A 21,587-nucleotide genomic window follows, 5' to 3' on the forward strand; every position below is an offset into this window, starting at 1 on the left:
AAGCGTTGCGGCTTGACCCAGCGTATCGGCCGGACGCTCGCGGATCAGCGGCGGTTGGTGTCGATCCAGACGACGTCGCCGCGATCCTGGTCGTGGAGCCAGGACGCGGTCCGGGCGCTGCTCCAGGCGGCGGTGATCAGGCCGCAGCCGATGACGGACGGAAGCGAGGCCGCGAAGCGTGGCGGCGCGGACATTGGAAAAGCGGACATGGAACAAACGCCTCTCGCCGCCCTGATGCCCGATCATGCGTTGCGGCTTGGTTGACTTGCCCCCGGATCGGGCGCGACCGTCTGACGCGCCCGCCCTTTACATCCCCCGCGGCGACTGGTTCACCCGCGCCATGACCGACTTTCCCATCACCATCTTCCACAATCCCAAGTGCGGCACCTCGCGCAACGTCCTGGCCATGATCCGGGCGGCCGGATACGAGCCCTCGGTGGTCGAGTATCTGAAAACCCCCTGGTACCGGCAGCAACTGGCCGAGCTGATGGCCCAGGGCGGCGCGCGGCCGCACGAATGGCTGCGGGTGAAGGGCACGCCGGCGCAGGCGCTGGGCCTGACCGCGCCCGATGCCTCGGACGACGCGATCCTGGACGCCATGGTCGCCGAGCCGATCCTGGTCGAGCGCCCGATCGTGGTCAGCCCCAAGGGCGTGCGGCTGTGCCGGCCCTCGGAGCGGGTATTCGACCTGCTGGAGGTGGTTCCGGAAAGCTTCACCAAGGAAGACGGCGAGGTCGTCCGCCCGCGCGGCTAGGGTTTCAGGGGTCAAGGGATCGTCCGTGAACGGACGCTGTCGCAAATCTGTCGCCAAACTGTGACAAATGACGGCGGCATAGGACGTACAGTTTGTTCGTTCCCTCCTTCTCGCCCCCTCGAAAGTAGGAATGTTCCTCATGAAGACCCTGCTCGGAGCCACCGCCGCGCTCGGCCTGCTGGCCGGCGCGTCCAGCGCCCACGCCGCCCGCGACTATGTCTGGGCCGCCGGTTCGTCGACCGTGTTCCCCTTCTCCACCCGCACCGCCGAGAACTTCGCCAAGAAGACCGGCAAGAAGGCCCCCAAGGTCGAGAGCCTGGGCACCGGCGGCGGCATCAAGATGTTCTGCGGCGGCATGGGCGAGAAGTTCCCCGACATCGCCAACGCCTCGCGCCCGATGAAGAAGTCCGAGTTCGAGGCCTGCAAGGCCAAGGGCGTCAACAACATCGTCGAGCTGAAGATCGGCTTCGACGGCATCGTCGTGGCCATGGACAAGTCCGCGCCCGACTACAATTTCAAGGTCGAGCACCTGTTCCTGGGCCTGGGCCAGACCGTGCTGCGCGGCGGCCAGTTCGTGGCCAACCCGTACAAGACCTGGAAGGACGTCGGCGCCGGCCTGCCGGCCAACCGCATCCTGGTCTACGGCCCGCCGCCCACCTCGGGCACCCGCGACGCCTTCGTCGAGCTGGCCATCGAGGGCGGCGCCAAGAAGTTCCCGACCGCCAAGTCGCTGTCGGAAAGCGACGAGAAGGCCTTCAAGGCCAAGGTCGATCCGCTGCGCACCGACGGCGGCTGGGTCGACGCCGGCGAGAACGACAACGCCATTATCGGCACCATCGAGAAGACCCCGGGCGCCCTGGGCGTGTTCGGCTACAGCTTCCTCGAAGAGAACGGCAACCGCATCAAGGGCGCCAGCGTCAACGGCGTGAAGCCCAACGCCCAGTCGATCGCCAGCGGCCAGTACCCGCTGTCGCGCTCGCTCTACATCTACGTCAAGAAGGACCAAGTCGGGGTGACCCCGGGCCTGAAGGAATTCGTCGCCGAGTTCGTGTCCGACGCGGCCACCGGCCGGGGCGGCTACCTGCAGGGCCGCGGCCTGATCCCCCTGCCCCCGGCCCAGCACGAGTCCATGAAGGCCGCCGCCGGCAAGCTGACGCCGATGGCCGCGCCGAAGTCGTAAGGCTTTCGGCCAGAGCACATGGAAACGGCCCCGGAGCGATCCGGGGCCGTTTTTCATTCGCCCCCAACATCCGCTCATCCCGACGAAAGTCGGGACCCAAGCTGAGCTTGGGGATGCGTCCGTTGAGGATCGATCAGTCAAGGCGCTTCCTGATACCCCGCTTGGGTCCCGACTTTCGTCGGGATGAGCGGAGTATTTTGGTGTCCTCAGTTCGTCGGCTGTTCGGACGGCGCCCGCGAGGTCATGCCGGCGGCGGCGGCGTCATCGGCCATCTGGGCGTCGACGGCCGGCTGGGCGGCGGCGGGAGCCCGGACGGTGGCGACCGGCGGCGGCGTTTCGGGCTTGGGCGCGGTGGCCACGGGCGTGGGCCTGGCCGCCACGGCGGCCGCGTCGTCGGCGGCGGTGCGGATCTCGGCCGGACCTTCTTCGTAGCCGCCGTCGAAGTTCATGGAGGACGCCATCAGCAGCACGCCGGCGGTGGCGATGGCTCCAACCAGAGCCCCCAGGAGGATCCATCCGAACGGGTTGCTCTTGCGTTCGGCCTTGGCCATCCGGGCTTTCCTCTGATCTGCGGCCCTCTTAGGAGCCGACCCAACGCCGGACGGGTCCGACGTCGAGGTGGACGAAATTGCTGACGGGGTAATAACCCACGCCGCCGCGCTTGAGATCCAGGGCCGCGGCCCTCAATCGATCCAGAGCGACATCCTCCAGATAGACATCCATAGCCTTGCCGTCCATGTGCAGGCTGCGTTTGGCGACCTGACCGCTGCGTTCGTGCAACATGGCGTTGGTCTTGGGCGAGCGGTAGCCGGAGATCACCTGGAAGTGCGACTTGGAGCCGGTCTTCTGGGACAGGGTCGAAAGGGTGTCGAACAGCTCCGGATGCATCGAATAGACGTCGCCCGTGCGGTAGTCGCGCAGCACCTTGTCCAGGGCCTGGACGGCGTCGGGCACGTACTCGCCCTTGTCGAAATAGACCGCTTCCAGTTTTTCCTGGGTGTGGATGTTGTGCAGCTTCAGCCAGCGGGGAGCGTGCGAGGCGGAACGGGTCGCCGCGACCGGCGTTGCTATCGGGGCGGCGGCGACGGCCGGAAGCGCGTCGTCGGCCATGCCCTCGGGCAGCTCCGACTGTCGCTGGAGCAGATCGGCGATGGGATCGGAGATCCCCAGCTTGGATTGGGCGAAGGCGGCCATCGGCCCGATCGCGCTCGCGCCGAGCACGCCAAGGCCAAGCCCCAACAGCTTGCGTCGTTCGATCATTTTACGCTTCCCCGGACTGACCTCGCGAGACGCCGGAAGGCTGGGCCGCCGCACTTGGCGACCCTCACACGAGCACTAAAGACGCTTGAGTCTTTCCAAATTGGAAAGGCCCATGCCGGGAAGAGGCCTCACGTGGACCCGGGGGTCAAGCGGAGCCAGGGGCTCCTGCGGCGATACGCTGCACCAGCACCTTGTCCCACCCATAAGGGTCGTCGCGGAAGTTCATCTGCCCGTCTGGGGTCATGTAGGCGGTCCAGTAGAGCAGAAATACGGCGATTGGCTGAGCTAGCTGGGCCCGCACCGTCTTGCCCGCCGCGATGGTCGCGTCGACCACGTCCGGCTGCCAGTCGGGGCTGGAGGCCAGCAGTTGCTTGGCCAGCGGGATCGGCTTTTCCAAGCGCACGCAGCCGTGGCTAGCCAGGCGGCTGAAGCTGGCGAACTTCGAGCGGCTGGGGGTGTCGTGCAGATAGACCCCGTAGGGATTGTCGAAGTCGAACTTCACCAGGCCCAGGGCGGCCTTGGGTCCGGCCTTCTGCTGCAGGCGCGAGGTCCCCTCGCCGGTCGAGATGACGATGAAGTCGTTGCGCGCCAGATAGCCGGGATTGGCCCGCTCCTTGGGCCACAGCTCCTTGGAGGCGATGGACGACGGCACGTTCCACGGCGGATTGAGCACGATCGAGTGGATCGTCGACTGCAGCATCGGCGTCTCGTCGCCCGGACGGCCGGTCACCGCCCGCATGGTCAGGTTCGGGGCGTCGTCGTGGAAGACGCTCATCACCGCGGCGGCGATGTTGACCTGGATGCGGTCGGCCGGCAGCTGCTGGGGCAGCCAGCGCCAGCGCTCCATGTTGGCCAGGATCTGATCGATCCGGCGTTCGACGGGCACGTTCAGGGCCGCCAGGGTCGCCGGGCCCAGGCTGGCGTCGGGATTGAGGCCGAAGCGCTTCTGGGCGCGCATCAGGGCCTGCTGCAGGGCCTCGTCGAACACCGGGGCCTTGTCGACGGCCACCGTGGCGTCCTCGACCGCCAGACGGACCTCCAGCGCGGCGATGCGCGGATCGCCGGCCGCGCCGGGCTTCAGCGCCTCGGTCCCCGCGGGGATGGACTCCCAGCCGCCGGCCGCGGCGATCTCGCGATAGGTCGCCAGGCCCTTCCGCAGCGTCTGGTAGCCGGTATAGGGCGGCGGCAGGCTGTCCAGCCACGGGCCCAGGCGATCCTGGGCGGCCGCCTGCACGAAGTCGGGACCCGGATCGTAGGGCAAGGGGCGCAGGCCCCAGTCGTTGAGGAAGGCGTCCGGCGCCAGGCGTCCGGTGCGCACGGCCCGGGCGTAGCGCAGGGTCAGGTCGATCAGCTGGGCCTGGGCGCCCTGGCGGGTCAGGGCGTCGCGGGCGCTGAGCAACGGCAGGAAGGCGTCCGGCGCGAAGGCGGTCGGCTCGAAACCGTGGGTGTAGGCCTGACCCAGGGTCTTGATCAGCAGATCGACCTGGTCTGGCCGCAGCGCCACGCTGGTCGGCGGCGGCGGGAGCGGCTGCTGCGGCGCCCGCTGCGGGGCCTTCACCAGGGGCGGATTTTGGATCTGCGCTACGGCCGAAGAAAGCGAGAACAGGGAAAGCGCGCCGCCAAGCAGTGCGTCACGTTTGGTCCAGGACTTGATCACAGTCGAAAGGTCTCGCCGTACGCTCGCACGCGGCCAGTCCGCGCACTCTCAAATGGCCGTCGCGATCCATGCGCGTCAACGCTCGTATCGTGGAAGGCGAACGGTTCAGATCGCTTATGGTTCTTTATTTCCGATGCGGAACCTTAACGCCACACTGGCGGTTTGATCGGGGGTCAGGACGCGCCGTCGCGCCCTTCCAGCGTCAGGATTTTCGTCGATGAGGATCGCCCAGGTTCCGCCCCTGTACGAAGCTGTCCCCCCACGCTTTTACGGTGGGACCGAACGGGTTGTCGCCCACCTTACCGACGCCCTGGTCGACCTGGGGCACGAAGTCACCCTGTTCGCCTCGGGCGACGCCCGCACGAAGGCCGAGCTGGTCGTCGTGCGCGACCAGGCGATCCGCCTGGATCCCGCCCTGCTGAAGTCGGACCTGGCCGCCCACATGGCGATGCTGTCCGAGGTCCGCCGCCAGGCCCACCGCTTCGACGTGATCCACTTCCACACCGACATGATCCACTTCCCGATGTTCGAGGACATGGCGGCCAAGACCCTGACAACCCTGCACGGGCGGCTGGACCTGAAGGACCTGCCCGGCGTCTATCGCCGCTGGCCGCAATATCCCCTGGTCTCGATCTCGGACGACCAGCGCCAGCCCCTGCCCTTCGCCAACTGGGCCGGCACGGTGCTGCACGGCATGGCCGAGGAGATCTATGATTTCCGCGAGAAATCCGAGGGTTACCTGGCCTTCCTCGGCCGGATCTCGCCCGAGAAGGGCCCCGATCGCGCCATCGCCATCGCCAAGCGCCTGGGCAAGAAACTGAAGATCGCCGCCAAGATCGACGCCGCCGACCGCGCCTATTTCCACGACGAGGTCGAGCACCTGATGGACCATCCGCTGATCGAGTTCGTCGGCGAGATCGGCGACCATCAGAAGTCCGACTTCCTGGGCGGCGCCGAGGCCCTGCTGTTCCCCATCGCCTGGCCCGAGCCGTTCGGGCTGGTGATGATCGAGGCCATGGCCTGCGGCACGCCGGTGATCGCCTACAACTGCGGCTCGGTGCCCGAGGTGATCGAGGACGGCCTGACCGGCTTCATCGTCCACGACGAGGACAGCGCCGTCGCGGCGGCCCATCGCCTGGGCGAGATCAACCGCTTCGAGGTCCGCCGCCGGTTCGAGACCCGCTTCTCGGCCACCGCCATGGCCCGCCGGTACCTGGACCTCTATGATCGCCTGGAAGAAGCGTCCGCGCCGCCGCGTCTGACGCTGGCCCAAAGCGCCTGACCCTGACTTCGCGCGGTCGCCGCGTCGCAGACACGATCAGGTTTTAGGAATCTGGAACCCGCCCGCCGCACCTACGCGGCGCGGCGGGTTTTCGAGGGACCTCAGCGCAAGGGGCCAAAAGATATGGACGATCTCACACCGGGCCCAACGCCGAGCGGCGCCGTCGAACAGGGCGAGACGGGCGAACCGCGCGTGCCCTACCGGCTGTTCGCGCTGAAGGACAAGGACACCTTCCTGGTGGCCGACGCCTTTGGCGACGTGCTGGGCGCGGCCGACGGCCTGTTCCACGACGACACCCGCCTGCTGTCCAAGCTGCGCCTGCTGCTGGGCAACCGCTCGCCGGCCCTGCTGAGCGCGGCGGTGTCGCAGGACAACGTGTTCTTCACCTCGCACTCGACCAACGAACCGCTGCCCGCCCTGGGCGGCGCGGCCGCGCCGCACGGCGCGATCCATGTCGAGCGCAAGCGGTTCCTGTGGGACCAGCGGCTGTACGAACGCCTGCGCTTCGTCAACTACAGCCGCGACATGGTCATCCTGCCGGTCAGCCTGGAATACGACGCCGACTTCCACGACATGTTCGAGGTGCGCGGCTCCAAGCGCCCCGCGCGGGGCCGGGTGCTGCCGGCCGAGATGAACGGCCGCTCGGTGACCTACGCCTATGACGGGCTGGACGGCGTGCGGCGCACCAGCATCATCTCGTTCTCCGAGCCGCCGGGACGCCTGGGTCCGCAACGGGCCGACTTCATGTTCATGCTGACGCCGGAGACCCATTTCGATCTCTATATCGAGGTTGGGGTCGATCACGCCCATCCGCCCACCCGCGAGCGCTGGCGGGCGGCGGCGGCGCGGGCCCGGATCGACATGCGCAAGCGGCGGCGTCACGGGGCGCGGCTGCACAGCTCGGGCCGGCTGTTCAACGACTGGCTTGAGAAGTCGCGGGCGGACCTGGCCCTGCTGACCACCCAGTTCGCCACCGGCCCCTACCCCTATGCCGGCATCCCCTGGTTCTCTACCCCGTTCGGGCGCGACGCGATCATCACCGCCTGGCAGGTGCTGTGGATCGAGCCCGGCCTGGCCAAGGGCGTGCTGGGCTATCTGGCCGAGCACCAGGCCGAGGAGGTCAGCGCCTTCCGCGACAGCGCGCCCGGCAAGATCATGCACGAGACCCGCAAGGGCGAGATGACCGCCCTCGGCGAGCTGCCGTTCGGCCGCTACTACGGCGGAGTCGACACCACCCCGCTGTTCGTGGCCCTGGCCTGCGCCTACGCCGAGCGCACGGGGGATCTGGAGTTCATCGACGGCCTGTGGGAGCCGCTGCTGGCGGCGATCGCCTGGATCGAGCATTTCGGCGACAGCGACGGCGACGGCCTGATCGACTACGCCCGGGGCCTGGACTCCGGCCTGTCGAACCAGAACTGGAAGGACAGCGAGGACAGTGTCTTCCACGAGGACGGCAAGTTCCCGGACGGACCGATCGCCGTGGTCGAGGTCCAGGGCTACGCCTTCGCCGCCTTCAAGGGCATGGCCGACCTGGCCCAGCGGCGCGGCGACCCCGACAACGCCGAACGCTGGCGAGCCAAGGCCGAACATCTGCGCCAGCAGGTCGAGACCAAGTTCTGGATGGAGGACAAGGGTTTCTACGCCATGGCCGTCGACGGCCACGGCAAGCCCTGTCGCGTAAAGGGTTCGAACCCGGGCCACCTGCTGTTCTGCGGCCTGCCCTCGCCCGAGCGCGCCAAGAAGGTGGCCGACGCCCTGCTGTCGGCGGCGTTCCACAACGGTTTCGGCGTGCGGACCCTGGCCCAGGGCGAGCCGCGCTTCAATCCGATGAGCTACCACAACGGCTCGGTCTGGCCGCACGACACCGCCATCTGCGCCATGGGCCTGGCCCGCTACGGCCACCGCGACGGGGTGGTCGAGATGACCTCGGGCCTGTTCGAGACCGCCGCCCACTACGAGATGCGCTTGCCCGAACTGTTCTGCGGCTTCCCACGCCAGCCGGGCGAGCCGCCGGTGGCCTATCCGGTCGCCTGCCTGCCCCAGGCCTGGGCGGCCGGCTCGGCCTTCATGATGCTGCAGGCGTGCCTGGGCATCACCATCGACGGCTGGAAGGGCGAGGTGCACCTGAGCGATCCGCGCCTGCCGATCGGCATCGACCACCTGCAGGTAGACGGCCTCAGGATCGGTACGGCCGTCACCGACATCACCTTCGAACATGTCGGCGCTCACGTCGCGGCCCACACCAGCAAGCAGTCGCCGGTGCCCATCCTGATCAGGCGGTGACCTCTCTCGTTCCGCTCATCCCGGCGAAGGCCGGGACCCAGATGGCAAGGCTGGGTGTTGGCTCCACAAGCCCAGCGCCCTTCCAATCAGCCTCTCCGCTTTGGGATCTGGGTCCCGGCCTTCGCCGGGATGGGCGGATTAAAAATAGCAGCGTGAAAGCGAGCGGAACCACGACATGCCGCAAAACCTAGACCTCTTCCCGATCGGCAATTGCGCCGTCAGCGCCCTGATCGACCGCTGCGGACGCTTCGTGTGGGCCTGCGCGCCGCGCATCGATTCCGACCCGGTGTTCAGCTCGCTGCTGGGCGGGCTGGAGCCCGGCGATCCCACCGCCAAGGGCACCTGGGAGGTGGCGGTCGACGGCGCCAAGACGGTCGAGCAGGAGTACCTGCGCAACACCCCGATCCTGCGCACGGTGATCACCGACGCCGACGGGGCCAGCGTCGAGATCATCGACTTTTCCCCCCGCTACCAGCAGTTCGGCCGCAGCTTCCGGCCCACGGCCTTCATCCGCCTGATCCGGCCCCTGACCAGCGTGGCGCGGATCACCATCCGCCTTCGCCCGACCGCCGAGTGGGGCTCACGCGCGGCCGACACCACCCACGGTTCCAACCACATCCGCTACCTGTGTTCGGACATGACCCTGCGCCTGTCCACCGACGGGCCGGTGTCGCACGTGCTGGAGGAGCGCACCTTCCGGCTGGAGAAGCCGGTCGCCATGTTCCTGGGCGCCGACGAGGGCTTCAACGCCGACATCGGGGCCACCTGCAACCGCATGCTGCAGCAGACCCAGGAATACTGGATGGACTGGGTGCGCGGCCTGGCCGTGCCGCTGGACTACCAGAGCGCGGTGATCCGCTCGGCCATCACCCTGAAGCTCTGCATGCACGAGGAGACCGGGGCGATCGTGGCGGCCATGACCACCTCGATCCCCGAGCACGCCGACAGCGGCCGCAACTGGGACTACCGCTACTGCTGGCTGCGCGACGCCTACTACGTGGTCCAGGCCCTGAACCGGCTGGGCGCGGTCGACATCCTGGAGAATTATCTGGGCTACCTGCGCAACATCGTCGACCGGGCGGCCGGCGGCCATATCCAGCCGCTGTTTGGCGTGGGCTTCGAGCCGCAACTGACCGAGCGCTTCGCCCCCGCCCTGCCCGGCTATCGCGGCATGGGGCCGGTGCGCATCGGCAACCAGGCCTTCGAGCACCAGCAGCACGACGTCTACGGCCAGATCATCCTGTCCACCGTCCAGGCCTTCTTCGACGAGCGCCTGCTGCGGCCGGGCACGGTGGAGGACTTCCAGAACCTGGAGCCGGTGGGCGAGCGGGCCTTCCAGCTGCACGACCAGCCGGACGCCAGCCTGTGGGAGTTCCGCGGCCGGGCCAACGTCCACACCTATTCGGCGGTGATGTGCTGGGCGGCCTGCGACCGGCTGGGCAACGCCGCCGCCCGCCTGGGCCTGGCCGACCGCGCCGACTTCTGGAACGACCGCGCCGCCAAGGTGCGCGCCACCATCGACCAGCGGGCCTGGAACGAGACCCTGGGCCGCTACGCCGCCACCTTCGAGGGCGACGAACTGGACGCCAGCCTGCTGCAGCTGGTCGACCTGCGCTTCATCGAGGCCAACGACCCGCGCAACGCCGCCACCGTGGCGGCCATCGAGGCGGGCCTGCGCAAGGGCTCGTATCTGCTGCGCTACGCCATCCCCGACGACTTCGGCGCGCCGCAGACGGCGTTCAACATCTGCACCTTCTGGCTGGTCGAGGCGCTCTACCTGGCCGGCCGGATCGAGGAGGCCCGCGCCCTGTTCGAGGAGATGCTGGAGCGCCGCACCACCGCCGGCCTGCTGTCGGAGGACATCGGCTTCGCGGACGGCGAGCTGTGGGGCAACTATCCGCAGACCTATTCCCTGGTCGGACTGATCAACTGCGCGGTGCTGTTGAGCCGGCCGTGGACCTCGGTGCGGTAGATGACACCGCTTTAAGCTGCCTGGCCCGCCCAGCCTGCTAGGGTGGCGGCATGTCGCGCGCCCGCCCCGACCTTCGCCAGGCCCTGCCGCCGGGCCAGACCATCCCTCGCCACATCCATGACGAGGCCTATGCCGCCGTGGTGCTGGCCGGCGGCTACGAGGAGGCCGGCGAGCGGGGCCGCTGGCGCGTGCGGCCCGGCGACGTGCTGATCCACGGGGCCTTTTCCAGCCACTGCGACCAGATCGCCGGCCAGGCCCTGATCCTCAGCCTGCCCCTGCCGGCCGTGGTCGACGACCTGCCCGGCATCGCCCGCGCTGCCGATCCAGACCTGCTGGCCCGCCTGGCCCAGCGCGATCCGCGCGAGGCGACCACCGCCCTGCTGGAGACCCTGCTGCCCGGTGAGGCCCCTCTGACCGACGCGCCCGACCTGATGGCCCAGGCGCTGTCGGGCGACGACACGCCGGGGATCCAGGCCTGGGCCCGCGACCAGGGCGTGGCCCGCGAGACCGCCTTCCGGTGGTTCCGCGACTGCTATGGCGTTGCCCCCTCGCGCTTCCGTGTGGAGGCCCGGGCCCGACGCGCCTGGACGGCGATCGTCACGGGCGACGCGCCGCTCGCCGAGATCGCTGTCGAGGCCGGCTTTTCCGACCAGGCCCACATGAGCCGCGACGTCAAAGCCCTGACCGGCCGCTCGCCGGGTCAGTGGCGTTTGCAAGCTGGGCTGCAACATCGGTTCAAGACCGACGCGGCCTGAGGCTGGGACAAGGTCGGCATGACCGACACCGCCCTGCCCTCGCCCCGCCGCCCCCTCGTCGAACTGACCAACTTCAAGTTCCGCCTCTGGCCCATCGTGCTGGCGGCGGTGCTGATGCAGGGGATCCTCGTGCCCTGCCGCGAGGCCGCGCGCTGGATCTACAAGTCCAACATCGACCTCTTCCACCACCAGGCCTGGGTGTTCATGGGCCTGGCCATGCTGCTGCAGGCGTCATCGGGCGTGATCGGCATCCTGGTGATGCAGCGGCTCCTGCCCCAGTCGGACGGCCATCTGCGCTGGCCGCCGGGCAAGACCTACGTGCTGCCCGCGATCGGGATCGGCCTCGCCATGGCGCTGATCATGCTGGTCGCCGACTATTGGCCGCAGTTGCTGAGCCACACCGCGCCCGAGGCCAACTATCCGGGTTCGGCGGCCGGCTGGCTGTCGATGATGCTGCTGGCCGGCGTCAACGAGGAGCCGATCTTCCGCGGCCTGCTGGTCGGCATGCTGACGGTGCTGGTCCCCGGCCGCCTGCGGATCGGACAGCTGGACCTGCCGGTGGCGGCCTACATCGTCGCGGTGATGTTCGGCCTGGCCCACTACGACAGCTTCCTGCACCAGCCGCTGCACCTGGCCATCGCCCAGCAGCTCTACGCCTTCGCGTTCGGCCTGACCTATGTCTGGCTGATGGAGCGCACGCGCAGCCTGCTGGCCCCGATGGTCGCCCACGGCCTGAGCGACGCCGTCGAGGTGGGCGCGGTGATGTTCCTGGCGGCGGCCTGGAGCTAGATGCTCTCCGGCGCGATCCGCGCGTGGGCGTCCGTCAGGTGGAAGCCGTGGGCCTCGATATCGGCCAGGCAGGCGTTCGGATCGACCCCGGCGTGGGGTTCGTCGGGGTGGATCTCGATGGTCTTGAACGCGGTCCAGGGCGCGTAGGCCGCCGGCAGGTTCGCGCCATCGGCCTGGGCCGTGAAGCCGAAGATCCGGCCGGGTCCTCGGAACGTGTGGACAAGCATGGGTCGTCTCCGGATTTCGAAAGGGCTTGCGGTCGCGCCCGACGCGCTTGACACTGTGTCAAGCCACTCCCGTCTAGCGCCGGACTTTACACCCTGTCAAGCCCACCCAAGACCACCCGCGTCCGCATCCTCGAGGCCACGCTCGCGCTGATCCAGCGCGCCCGGGGCCCCATCGCCATGGGGGCCATCGCCAAGGAAGCCGGGCTGTCGCGCCAGGCGCTGTACCTGACCTTCGCCGACAAGGCCGACCTGTTCGTGGCCCTGCTGCGCTATGTCGACGGCAAGCGCGGCCTGGTCCAGGAACTGGCCGCCATCCGCGAGGCGCCGACGGCCCTGGAGGCGCTGGCGATGGTCCTCGACCTGCAGGCCCGCCTGAACCCCGGCTACAAGCCCATCGTCGACGCCTTCGAGGTGTTGCGCCGCCAGGATCCGGCGGCCGAGAGCGCCTGGCGCGACCGCCAGGACCACCGCCTGGAGGGCAGCCGGGCCGTGGTCGCGCGCCTGGCGGCGGAAGGGCGGCTGCGTCCCGGCCTCGATCCGGCGCTCGCCGCCGACGTCCTGTGGACCATGACCTCGGTCGCCGCCTGGGACGATCTGGTCACGCAACGCGGCTGGACGGCGCAGGCCTATCGCGAGCACCTCCACGCCCGGATCGTCGCGTCGCTGGTCGCCTAGCGCCTCTTGCGAAACCGGCCGCGATCCTCAAGAACCGACGGGTGACGGAACACAGGACACAACGCCTCGCCGCCTTGGACGGCCTGCGAGCGGTGGCGGCGCTGGGGGTGCTGCTGTACCACGTCGCCGGCTGGACGGGCCGGCAGGGCGGCTTCGCCCATGGCTATCTGGCGGTGGATTTCTTCTTCTGCCTCAGCGGCTTCGTCCTGGCCCACGCCTTCCAGCGGCGCGATATCGGCTGGCCTGCCTATCTGTGGATCCGCGCCGTGCGCATCTGGCCGCTGCTGGTGCTGGCGACACTGGTCGGCGCGGTGCTGACCTCCAACCACAGTCCTCCGTTCTGGCCGAACCTGGCCCGCGGGCTGCTGTTGATCCCGCGCCTGGGCCATCCGCCCGACTATGCCTTCACGAGCCTCTTCCCCTTCAATCCGCCGGCCTGGTCGCTGTGCCTGGAAGTGATCGTCAGCGCCCTGTGGTTCCCGCTGCGCCGCGTCCCCGACCTGTTCGTGGCCACACTCGTCTTCGGCTGCGGCGCGTTCATGATCTGGGGCGTCTGGGGCATGAACGGAATCGAGACCGGCTGGGACCAGGCGACCTTCTGGTTGGGCGTGGCGCGGGCGACGTACAGCTTCTGCCTGGGCTGGCTGAGCTGGCGCTATCGCGCCCTGGCGCCCCGCCCGCGCCTGTGGCTGCCCGCCGCGATCCTGCTGGCGGTGCTGGCGACGCCCTTGATACCGGGAGGCTACTGGAACGGCGCCTATGACCTGGCCTGCGTGACCTTGCTGTTCCCGATCCTGGTGCTGATGGGCGCCCACGACCCCAAGGGCGCGGCCGGCGCGGTGTGCCGGACGACGGGCGAGGTCTCGTACCCGCTCTATGCGCTGCACTGGGCGACTTGGGCGGTGATGCTGCGGCTCTATTCAGACGGCTGGCGAACGGAGCTGCCACTGTGGTTCCCGGTCCTGGCTATGGTCGTCGCACCGGCCGTGGCCTGGGCCGCGTTCCGGTTCTACGACGCGCCGGTGCGGCGCTGGCTGCGGGCGCGCTGAACGCCGCTCAGCAGCGCCGCTGGCCCGCCCACGGTTGCGCGCCGTCCAACCAGCCCACGGCGTCGACCACGTAGTCGCGCTGGGCGTCGAGGATCGAGGTGTGGCTGGCGAAGGCGTCGATCACCACCGCCCGGCAGGCGCGATCGGCCGGAGCGACCTGGGCGGCGCGCCAGGCGCGGTCCAGCGGCTTGTCGGGCGTCCGGCTGGCGACGATCACGGCCACGGGGATGGTCGGCCGCAGCGGCGGCAGGGCGTCGACGGCCGCCAGGCCCGGCAGGAAGGCCCGCACTTCCCGCAGCCCCGCCTGGATGCTGGTCCGCCCCGTCCAGGCCGACCGCCGACGGGCCGCCGCCTCGGCCGCCGGCGAGATGTCGTCCATCAGCGGCACCAGGCGGGTCAGGCCGACGGCGCGGGCGGTCGGGGTGAAGGCGGCCAGTCGCGCCTCGCGCTCCAGGTCGACCCGGGCCAGCGGCTGGTCCTTGACGTCGGTCCCCACCGCGTCGACCAGCACCAGACCAGCCGTGCGCTCGGGCCACATGCGGGCGAAGGCCTCGACATAGAGCCCGCCGTTCGAATGTCCCGCCAGGATCACCGGCGCGTCGCCGACCTTGCGCGCCACCAGGGCCTCCAGCCGCGTGGCGACGGCGACGGGCGAGCGATCAAGGTCGTGGAGTTCCGCCAGCCCCATGCCGTCGCGGTCGTAGGCGCAGACCTGCCCGCCCCGCGCCAGCCGCTCGGCCACCAGCGACCAGTCGGCCGCCCCGCCGAACGCGCCGGCCTCCAGGATCACGGTGGGCCGCGAGGTCCTGGCGCCCAGGCATTCCAGCTCGCCGCTGACCTTGGGGGTCGACGCATCGAGGCTGACGCAACTGCTCGTCGCCAGGGCGATGACGCCCAGCACGACGGCGCGCGGGAGGAATTTCGGAAAACGGCGTGTCACTCACCCGCAGAAGCGGCGCGCCGCGGCGGATGACAAGCGCAAAAACGCCGCGAGGCCTTCTAGGAGGCCTTCTTGCGCTTGGCGGGCGCTTTTGCCGCGGCCTTCCTGGGCTTGGCCGCCGACTTGGTCGTGGAAGAATGGGCCGCCGACGCCCCCGGCTTGTGGCCCAGGCTCTTGCGCAGGGCCTCCATCAGGTCGACGACGTTGGTGTTCTCCGGCTCCTCGACCGTCACCTTGGCCTTGCCGCCCTTTTCCTTCTGCTTGATCAGGGCCCGCAGCRCGTCCTCGTAGCGGTCCTTGAACTGGCTGGGATCGAACGGGCCTTCCTGCTGCTCGATGATCTTCTCGGCGATGGCCACCATCTGCGGGTCGGCCTTGCGGTCGGGGATGTCGTCGAACAGCTCGGCGGCGTCGCGCACCTCGTCGTGGCTGCGCAGGGTGTAGCAGACCAGGCCGTTGTCGCGCGGCTCGATGGCCAGCAGCCGCTCGCGGGTGTGCATCACCACCCGGCCCAGGGCGATCTTGCCCGCCCCGGCCATGGCGTCCCGGATCACGGTGTAGGCGTCGACCGCCAGCTTGCCGTCCGGCACCAGGAAATACGGGTTGTCCCAGTAGAGCCGGTCGATGTCGTCGGCGTCGACGAAGCGCTCGATGTCGATGGTGCGGGTGCTTTCCAGCCGCACGCTCTCGATCTCTTCCGGCGTCAGGATCACATAGTGGTCCTTCTCGTACTCGTAGCCCTTGACCAGGTCGGCGCGGTCGACCGGACCCAGGTCCGGATCGGTGGCGACCATCTTGATGCGGTTGTGGGTCTTGGGGTGCAGCAGGTTGAACCGCACCTCGCCGCCGGGCGAGACGGCCGTGTACATCGCCACCGGACAGGTGACGAGCGACAGCCGCAGGTGGCCTTGCCAGGTGGGTCGCGCGGCCATGCTAGCTCCTCCCCCCGGCCCGCACGGTCAGGGCGGGCGGGATCTTGATCGTCGGCTTGGCGACGGCGACCGGCGTCGGATCGCGCAGCTGGGCCACGAAGTCGTCGCGCCAGGCGGTGACGTCCTGGCGGGTGACGTTGTCGATCAGGCTCTCGAAGCGCCGCTTGCGCTCGTCGAGGTCCATGTTCAGCGCCCGGGTCAGGGCGTCGGAGATCTCTTCTGGGCTGTTGGGATTGATGATCAGCGCGTCCTTCAACTGCCGCGCGGCGCCGGCGAAGCGCGACAGGATCAGCACGCCGGGGTCCTCCGGCGCCTGCGAAGCGATGTACTCCTTGGCCACCAGGTTCATGCCGTCGCGCAGCGGCGTGACCAGGGCGGCCTTGGAGGCGCGGTAGACCCCGGCCAGCTCGTCGCGACGATAGCTGCGGTTGAGGTAGCGGATCGGGTTGTAGTCCATGTCGGCGTAGGCGCCGTTGATGTGGCCGATCAGGCCGTCCAGCCGCGAGCGCAGGTCCTGGTAGGCCTCGACCTCGTCGCGCGACAGCGGCGCGATCTGCAGCAGCATCACCTCGCGGCGCGCCTCGGGATTGTCGTGCAGGAACTTCTCGAAGCCGATCAGCCGCTCCTCCAGCCCCTTGGAGTAGTCCAGGCGATCGACGCCCACGACCATCTTGCGGAACACGCTGTGGGCCATCAGCCGGTCGTAGACCCGCAGGGCGCGCGGGCTGTCCTTGATGCGGGCGAAGTCCTCGGCGTCGATGCCGATCGGGAAGGCGCCGGCCCGGGTGGTCTGGCCGAAGGCCGTCAGCCGCCCGTCCTCGGTCCGCTCGCCGCCCACTTCGTTGAACACATAGCCCTCGAAGGCCTGGACGCTTTCCTCGGTCTGGAAGCCGATCAGGTCGTAGTGGAACATCGCCTCGACCAGCGGCCGGTGGCGCGGCAGGGTCACGACCAATTGGTGGGCCGGCCAGGGGATGTGCAGGAAGAAGCCGATGCGGTTGGTCACGCCCAGCCGCCGCAGCTCCCGCGCCATCGGGATCAGGTGGTAGTCGTGCACCCAGATCACGTCGTCGGGCTCGATCAGCGGCAGCAGGGTCTCGGCGAACCGCTTGTTGACCCGATCGTAGCCCTCGCCGAACGAGCGGTCGTAGGCGGTCAGGTCGACGCGATAGTGGAACAGCGGCCACAGCGTCTTGTTGGCGTAGCCGTTGTAATATTCCTGGTAGTCGCCCTCCTCGAGGTCGACCGTGGCCACGGTCACGCCGTCGGCCTTCTGCATGTTCAGTTGGCCGGTGAACTCGGTGGTGGTCTTGCCGCTCCAGCCGAACCAGATGCCGGAATATTCGCGCAGGGCCGCGGCCAGGGCCATGGCCAGGCCGCCGACGCTCTCGTCGCCCTTGCCCGTCGGCGGGTTCACGCGGTTGGAAACGACGATCAGACGGCTCATGCGGCGGCCTTTCCTATTGAGGCGCCCAGCCAGCCCAGCACGGCGTCGCAGTCGTTCAGGCGGTAGGCAGCCTGGGTAGGGCGTTCGGGACCGACCAGCACGCCGTAGCCGCCCAGGCGGGCGGCGGCGGCGAAGCCGTCCTCGTCGGTCAGGTCGTCGCCGACGAACACCGGGGTCGCGCCGTCGAACGGCGCTTCGCGCAGGAAGGCGGCGACCGACTTGCCCTTGTCCTGGCCCGGCGTGCGCAGTTCGGCGACCATGTCGCCCAGCTGGACCACCAGATGCGACGACTGACCTAACCGCTCGGCCGCCTCGATCACCGCGTCGGCGGCCGAGGGCACGTTGCGATAGTGCAAGGCGACGCTGAGGCCCTTGTCCTCGAACAGCAGGCCCCTGTCGCTGCGCGCCAGGTCCCGCAGCACATCGCGGGCGTGTTCGAGGTCGGGGTGCGGCTGGACGCGGTCGACGCCATGGGCGCCGCGCCGGACCAGGCCGTGGACGGCGGCGACGTACTTCACCCGGTCTTCCAGGATGCGGTCGAGGTCTTCCAGCCCGCGGCCGCTGACGACGGCCACGCGCCCGTCGAGGGCGCGCGTCAGCTCGTCGAGCAGCGCCGCGCGGCGTGCGTCGGGCCCGACCTGTTCGGGCCGGGGCATGATCGGGGCCAAGGTTCCGTCAAGATCGAGAAACAACGCCGCGCGGGGCGGCAAGGCGACTGGTGGTGGCGGCAAATCACTCGGCGCATGCCGAACGACTGACCCGAACGCGGTCATGGCGAGAAGGCCCTCTCCGATGTGTACAGGCCTTTGAAACGCACGTTGGCGGGGTTTCGATCCCCGCGATGCGGCGAAGCTGCGTCACGATACGCTCACGCGGATGTGCGCGGGCGCCGGTTACCCAAAGCGCTTTYGAGCGAAATGGAAGCCGGTTCGCGTGAAGAAGCGCGCGAAAGCGGAGAACCTAGAGCTTAGCGGCCTTCAGCACGGCCTCGCCCAGGCCCGCATAGTCGCCGTCGAAATGGTGGCCGCCGTGCAGCCTGACCTGGCGGATCGTGGCCGCCGGCAGGGTCGGACAGATGTCCAGCCGCTCCTTGTCGCCATAGATGCAGGTCATCGGCAGGCCCTTCAGCGCCTCGACCGCCGGGGCCACGGCGAAAGAGTCCCGCGTGGGCCGGTTCAGCCAGCTGGCGGGGTGGAAGGTCAGGTCGCCGTGCGGGCCGACGCCGATCAGCACCACGCTCCTGATCTGGCCGCGCAGGTCGGCGGGCAGCAGCGGCACGATGGCCGGCAGGGCGTCGGCCCCGAACGAATAGCCGACCAGCACGATCTTCTGGCGGCCCCATCGCGCCTGGCGCAGGCGCAGTTGGTCGGCCAGGTCGTCCGCCACGGCCTGGGCCGGTCGCTTGTTCAGGAAATAGCGCAGCGAGTTGACGCCCAGCACCGGGATCCCGTCGCGCGCCAGCGTCTTGGCCACGCCGCGGTCCAGCGCGCCCCAACCGCCGTCGCCGGAGTAGAGCACGGCCAGGGCGTCGCCGGGCGCGGCGGCCGGCGTCTCGATCAGGCGCGGCGCGACCGAGGCCTCGGCGATCCCGGCGAAGGCCAGGCCGAGAACGGCGACGAGGGTCAGCAGACGCGTGCGCGGGCTCATGGTCCAGTTATCGCGCCCGATCTTGGCTTTGGCGGGGCGAAGGCGGGGCGAGGTCGAGGTCGAGGCGCACGCGTTGCCGCCGCGCGCCCGACGCCCTAACTGAAATCCACGCGCCACAGGAGCCTCGATCATGAACCGACGCCTACTCGCCAGTTTCGCCGTCGTGGCCTGCGCCTTGTCGCTGGCAAGCCGCGCGACCGCTCAAGCGCCACGCGCCACGATCACCGATGCGAAGGTCGTTCGGATCGCCGAACTCGAGATCGATCCGGCCCAATTGGACAAGTACACGGCCGCCGTGAAGGAAGAGATGGAAGCCTCGGTCCGCACCGAGCCGGGAGTGCTGGGGATCTATTCCGTCGCCGAGAAGGACAATCCTTCGAAACTCCGGTTCTTCGAGATCTACGCCGACGAGGCCGCCTACCAGGCGCACATCCAGTCGCCGCATTTCCGGAAATACTACGAGACCACCAAGACGATGATCACCTCGCGCAAGTTGATCGAGACGACGCCCGTCCTGTTGGCCGCCAAGCCGTAAGCTCCCCTCTCGCTCAAAACGCCCCGTTCCAGGTTACGGCGAATTCACTTCACCCGGCTCACTACACATGTAACGCTACACCTGTAGCGAACCATGCCCCGTGGAGGCCGCCGTGATCGAAGCCCTGCCCCGACGCGAACGCGAGGTCTTCGAGACCCTGTGCCGCCTGGAAACCGGCACGGCCGCCGGCGTCCGTGGCGCCCTGTCCGATCCGCTCAGCGATTCCGCCGTGCGCACCATGCTCTCGCGCCTGGAGGCCAAGGGCCTGGTCGAGCGCACGTCCGGCCCCGACGGCTTCCTGTACAGCCCCGTCCAGCGCACCGAGGCGGTCGCCGCCGGCGCCCTGAAGCGGATGATCGACACCTTCTTCGCCGGCTCGGCGGCCAGCGCCGCCACCGCCCTGCTGGGCCTGGGCCAGCGGCTGACCCCCGAGGAGGCCGCCGCCCTGGAGCAGGCCATCGATCAGGCCGTGGAGCGCAAGCCATGACGTGGGCCCTCCTCCTGTCCCTGCTGGTCAAGTCCAGCCTGGTCGCCGGCGCCGGCCTGGCCTGCGCCCGGTTCCTCACCCGGCGCCCGGTCGAGCGGGTCGACATCCTGCGCGCCACGGTCTGCCTGCTGCTGGCCCTGCCTGTCATCATGAACGCCCTGCCGACGATGGAGCTGGCCCTGCTGCCGGCGTCCCCGCCCGCCGCGCCGCTCGCCATGGTTTCGCCGGACGCGCCCGCCGCGGTCGCGAGCCTGGCGACGCCCGGCGCGCTGGCCTGGCCTTCGTTCCATCCGACGCCCGACCTGATCGGCGGCCTGTGGCTGCTGGGCTTCGCCGCCGTCGTCGGCCGGCTGCTGGTGGGGCTGCACACACTGAATCGCTGGACCCGCCAGGGTCGCGCGGTGGAGTGCCCCGACTGGCTGGCGCCGCTGAAACGCCTGTCGCCGGAGGACCGCCCCGGCCTGGTGGCCAGCGACCGGATCGCCAGTCCGCTCAGTTGGGGCGTCGCGCCGGGCTTCATCATCGTCGATCCGGCCAGCCTGGCCGAACGCCGGGCCGCCCCCGCCATCCTGGCCCACGAACTGGCCCACTTGCGCCGTCAGGACTGGATCTTCCTGGTGCTGTCGCGGCTGGCCCTGGCGATGTTCTGGTTCAATCCGCTGGTCTGGCGGCTCCACACCGTCCTGGCCGAACGCTCCGAGGAAGCGGCCGACGCCGTCGCGCTCGAGACCGTCGACCGCACGCTCTACGCCAAGGCCCTGATCAGCCTGGCCGCCCAGCCCATCCCCCTCCGCATCGCCGCGACCGCCATGGCCGCCGACGCCCGAACGCTGAAGACAAGGATCGCCTGCATCATGACGAACACCTCCGCTCGCCGCCGGCCCTTCACGGTGGCCCTGACCGTCGCCGCCCTGGCCGCCGTCGCGACGCCGCTGGCCGCGCTGGCCGTCACCCGCCAGGACTGGGTCGCGCCGCCGGAGCCGCCCGCCCCGCCGCCGGTTCCCCTGGTCGCCGCTCCGCCCGCGCCGCCCCTGCCGCCGCTTCCCCCTCTGCCGCCCGCGCCGCCGGCCCCGATGATCGCCCTGGCCGAGCTCGCCCCGCTGTCGCCCGTTCCCCCGCCCCCTCCTCCGCCGCCGCCCGAGCCGCCGGCCCCGCCGCCGCCGCCCGAACCTCCGCCGCCTCCCCCTCCGCCGCCGGAAGCCCTCGGCTACAGCTACTACTACCGGTCCGCCACGCCCGAAGAGCGGCAGGCCGCGACCGAGGCGCGCGCCCGCGCCGCCGAAGCCCGCCGCCAAGCCGCCGAGAGCCGGGCGCAAGCCCACATCGCTCGCCACGCCGCCGAGCGGGCCCGGGTCGAAGGCGAACGGGCCAGGGTCGAGGCCGAACGCGCCAGGGCCGACGGCGAATGGGCCCGCCAGATCGGCGAGAAGGCCCGCGAGGAAGCCGCGCGCCAGATGGTCCAGGCCCGCGTTCAGATGGCCCAGGGCGCCGTGCAGATGCGCAACGGCGCCCAGCAGATGCGCCAGGAAGCCGCCCGCCTGCGCGACCCCGCCTACCGCGCCAAGCAGATCGAGGACAACCGCGCCCGGGGCAATGTCGTCACCGACGCCGAACTGCGCGCCCTCGCCGACCGCCTGCCGTCCCAGGCCGACGACCTGGACCGCCAGGCCGACCGGCTGGCGGCCGACGCCCGCAAGCCGACCTAGACGAGGCGCC

The 21,587-nt window shown here is 69.7% G+C and carries 22 protein-coding genes; 12 read left to right on the forward strand and 10 right to left on the reverse strand.

Translation table 11 applies throughout. From position 1 onward, the window contains the following. Positions 1–44: 44 nt before the first annotated feature. Positions 45–209, reverse strand: a complete 165-nt coding sequence (locus tag AC1DYP_RS18525; protein WP_477047567.1) for a hypothetical protein — start codon at positions 207–209, stop codon at positions 45–47. A gap of 131 nt (positions 210–340) precedes the next feature. On the opposite strand from AC1DYP_RS18525, the gene arsC reads away from it, so the two are divergent. Both arsC and AC1DYP_RS18535 read left to right on the forward strand, forming a co-directional pair. Further along, complete coding sequence (gene arsC, locus AC1DYP_RS18530; RefSeq protein ID WP_477047568.1) at positions 341–754, forward strand: arsenate reductase (glutaredoxin); 414 nt, start codon at positions 341–343, stop codon at positions 752–754. Between the two features lie 139 nt (positions 755–893). Next, positions 894–1,934, forward strand: a complete 1,041-nt coding sequence (locus AC1DYP_RS18535) for a substrate-binding domain-containing protein (RefSeq protein WP_477047569.1) — start codon at positions 894–896, stop codon at positions 1,932–1,934. Between the two features lie 206 nt (positions 1,935–2,140). On the opposite strand, the gene AC1DYP_RS18540 is transcribed toward AC1DYP_RS18535, so the two are convergent. From AC1DYP_RS18540 to AC1DYP_RS18550, 3 genes are all read right to left on the reverse strand, one after another. Next, entirely contained in the window at positions 2,141–2,485 is a 345-nt protein-coding gene (locus tag AC1DYP_RS18540) for a hypothetical protein (RefSeq protein ID WP_477047570.1), read from the reverse strand. 28 nt (positions 2,486–2,513) lie between these two features. Further along, positions 2,514–3,194, reverse strand: coding sequence for a peptidoglycan L,D-endopeptidase MepK (gene mepK / locus AC1DYP_RS18545; RefSeq protein WP_477035743.1), 681 nt, complete (start codon positions 3,192–3,194; stop codon positions 2,514–2,516). Positions 3,195–3,339: 145 nt separating this feature from the next. Continuing rightward, positions 3,340–4,752 carry a L,D-transpeptidase family protein gene (locus AC1DYP_RS18550; protein WP_477047571.1) on the reverse strand — a complete coding sequence of 471 codons (1,413 nt, stop codon included), beginning with the start codon at positions 4,750–4,752 and terminating at the stop codon, positions 3,340–3,342. Positions 4,753–5,068: 316 nt separating this feature from the next. Here AC1DYP_RS18550 and AC1DYP_RS18555 point away from each other — a divergent pair, with 316 nt between their 5' ends. The 5 genes from AC1DYP_RS18555 (at position 5,069) to AC1DYP_RS18575 (ending at position 11,932) form a co-directional block, all read left to right on the forward strand. Further along, positions 5,069–6,133, forward strand: coding sequence for a glycosyltransferase family 4 protein (locus AC1DYP_RS18555; RefSeq protein ID WP_477047572.1), 1,065 nt, complete (start codon positions 5,069–5,071; stop codon positions 6,131–6,133). Positions 6,134–6,256: 123 nt separating this feature from the next. Then, complete coding sequence (locus tag AC1DYP_RS18560) at positions 6,257–8,416, forward strand: amylo-alpha-1,6-glucosidase (protein WP_477047573.1); 2,160 nt, start codon at positions 6,257–6,259, stop codon at positions 8,414–8,416. Positions 8,417–8,591: 175 nt separating this feature from the next. Beyond that, positions 8,592–10,388: a glycoside hydrolase family 15 protein gene (locus AC1DYP_RS18565; RefSeq protein ID WP_477047574.1), complete on the forward strand. Its 1,797-nt coding sequence runs from the start codon at positions 8,592–8,594 to the stop codon at positions 10,386–10,388. Between the two features lie 50 nt (positions 10,389–10,438). After that, entirely contained in the window at positions 10,439–11,143 is a 705-nt protein-coding gene (locus tag AC1DYP_RS18570) for a helix-turn-helix domain-containing protein (RefSeq protein WP_477047575.1), read from the forward strand. A gap of 18 nt (positions 11,144–11,161) precedes the next feature. Next, a complete protein-coding gene (locus AC1DYP_RS18575) occupies positions 11,162–11,932 on the forward strand; it encodes a CPBP family intramembrane glutamic endopeptidase (RefSeq protein ID WP_477047576.1) in 771 nt (256 codons plus the stop codon). On the opposite strand, the gene AC1DYP_RS18580 is transcribed toward AC1DYP_RS18575, so the two are convergent. Further along, positions 11,929–12,159 (reverse strand): hypothetical protein, encoded by a 231-nt coding sequence (locus AC1DYP_RS18580; protein WP_477047577.1) that lies wholly within the window; start codon positions 12,157–12,159, stop codon positions 11,929–11,931. The two genes, AC1DYP_RS18575 and AC1DYP_RS18580, sit on opposite strands and share 4 nt — an antisense overlap. Positions 12,160–12,285: 126 nt before the next feature. Here AC1DYP_RS18580 and AC1DYP_RS18585 point away from each other — a divergent pair, with 126 nt between their 5' ends. Together AC1DYP_RS18585 and AC1DYP_RS18590 are read left to right on the forward strand one after the other, a co-directional pair. Then, positions 12,286–12,834 carry a TetR/AcrR family transcriptional regulator gene (locus AC1DYP_RS18585; protein WP_477047595.1) on the forward strand — a complete coding sequence of 183 codons (549 nt, stop codon included), beginning with the start codon at positions 12,286–12,288 and terminating at the stop codon, positions 12,832–12,834. A gap of 74 nt (positions 12,835–12,908) precedes the next feature. Next, complete coding sequence (locus tag AC1DYP_RS18590; protein WP_477047578.1) at positions 12,909–13,883, forward strand: acyltransferase family protein; 975 nt, start codon at positions 12,909–12,911, stop codon at positions 13,881–13,883. A 7-nt stretch (positions 13,884–13,890) separates the two neighbouring features. On the opposite strand, the gene AC1DYP_RS18595 is transcribed toward AC1DYP_RS18590, so the two are convergent. The 5 genes from AC1DYP_RS18595 to AC1DYP_RS18615 form a co-directional block, all read right to left on the reverse strand. Further along, entirely contained in the window at positions 13,891–14,784 is an 894-nt protein-coding gene (locus tag AC1DYP_RS18595; RefSeq protein ID WP_477047579.1) for an alpha/beta fold hydrolase, read from the reverse strand. Between the two features lie 98 nt (positions 14,785–14,882). Further along, positions 14,883–15,755, reverse strand: coding sequence for a non-homologous end joining protein Ku (gene ku / locus AC1DYP_RS18600; RefSeq protein WP_477047580.1), 873 nt, complete (start codon positions 15,753–15,755; stop codon positions 14,883–14,885). Position 15,756: 1 nt separating this feature from the next. Continuing rightward, the gene (locus AC1DYP_RS18605) at positions 15,757–17,202 is read right to left on the reverse strand and encodes an alpha,alpha-trehalose-phosphate synthase (UDP-forming) (protein ID WP_477047581.1); all 1,446 of its coding nucleotides are present in this window, start codon (positions 17,200–17,202) and stop codon (positions 15,757–15,759) included. Then, the gene (gene otsB, locus AC1DYP_RS18610) at positions 17,199–17,975 is read right to left on the reverse strand and encodes a trehalose-phosphatase (protein ID WP_477047582.1); all 777 of its coding nucleotides are present in this window, start codon (positions 17,973–17,975) and stop codon (positions 17,199–17,201) included. The genes AC1DYP_RS18605 and otsB overlap by 4 nt, the downstream gene beginning before the upstream one ends. 187 nt (positions 17,976–18,162) lie before the next feature. Further along, on the reverse strand, positions 18,163–18,849 hold the full coding sequence (locus tag AC1DYP_RS18615) for an AcvB/VirJ family lysyl-phosphatidylglycerol hydrolase (RefSeq protein ID WP_477047583.1): 687 nt from the start codon (positions 18,847–18,849) through the stop codon (positions 18,163–18,165). Between the two features lie 130 nt (positions 18,850–18,979). Between AC1DYP_RS18615 and AC1DYP_RS18620 the strand changes: the two genes are divergently transcribed. The 3 genes from AC1DYP_RS18620 to AC1DYP_RS18630 all read left to right on the forward strand — a co-directional run bounded on the left by AC1DYP_RS18620 (position 18,980) and on the right by AC1DYP_RS18630 (position 21,577). Continuing rightward, entirely contained in the window at positions 18,980–19,384 is a 405-nt protein-coding gene (locus AC1DYP_RS18620) for a putative quinol monooxygenase (RefSeq protein WP_477047584.1), read from the forward strand. A gap of 112 nt (positions 19,385–19,496) precedes the next feature. After that, positions 19,497–19,871, forward strand: a complete 375-nt coding sequence (locus tag AC1DYP_RS18625; protein ID WP_477035729.1) for a BlaI/MecI/CopY family transcriptional regulator — start codon at positions 19,497–19,499, stop codon at positions 19,869–19,871. Next, on the forward strand, positions 19,868–21,577 hold the full coding sequence (locus AC1DYP_RS18630; protein WP_477047585.1) for a M56 family metallopeptidase: 1,710 nt from the start codon (positions 19,868–19,870) through the stop codon (positions 21,575–21,577). Before AC1DYP_RS18625 ends, AC1DYP_RS18630 begins: the two co-directional genes overlap by 4 nt. Positions 21,578–21,587 lie beyond the last annotated feature (10 nt).

The organism is Caulobacter sp. P1_D6, assembly GCF_056406095.1.